This window comes from Thiohalocapsa marina, from assembly GCF_008632335.1.
In the GTDB taxonomy this organism is placed as follows: Bacteria; Pseudomonadota; Gammaproteobacteria; order Chromatiales; family Chromatiaceae; genus Thiohalocapsa; species Thiohalocapsa marina.
On the sequence record NZ_VWXX01000092.1, the window covers coordinates 1 to 482 of the forward strand.

At 63.3% G+C, this 482-nt stretch carries 1 protein-coding gene; it reads left to right on the top strand.

Annotated elements, in window-relative coordinates:
- Positions 1-482, top strand: a 482-nt coding sequence (locus F2Q65_RS19330; RefSeq protein WP_150095023.1) for an Rpn family recombination-promoting nuclease/putative transposase, incomplete at both ends; no start/stop codon positions are given.

Genomic DNA, 482 nt, shown 5'->3' on the forward strand with positions numbered 1-482 from the left:
TTCAAGCGTCTGTTCACGGGCGCGCCCGAACTGCTGGTGGCGCTGATCAACGACCTGCGCCCGGATTTGCCCGATATTGCCTCGGTCGAGGTGCTGAACCCCGCGATCGATGCCAACGAACTGGAGGGCAAGTACATCATCCTCGACGTCCTGGCGCGGGACGGCGAGGGCCATTGCTACAATGTCGAGATTCAGGTGCGCCGCTACGGCGCCTGGCACAAGCGCGGGCTGTTCTATCTGGTGCGCACCCTGGGCGGGCAGCTCGATGCCGGCGAGGATTATCGTGAGTTGCGCGCGTCGGTCGGGCTGCATCTGCTGGATTTTGATCTGTTCGACGCGACCGAAGCCGAGCGCCAGCAGGCGGTGTGGCGTTTCGAGATGCGCGATGAGCGCCAGCCGACCGTGACGCTGGGGAACATCCTGCAGATGAATCTGATCGAACTGAAAAAGGCCGATCGGCTCGGGTTATCGCCCGGTCCGCT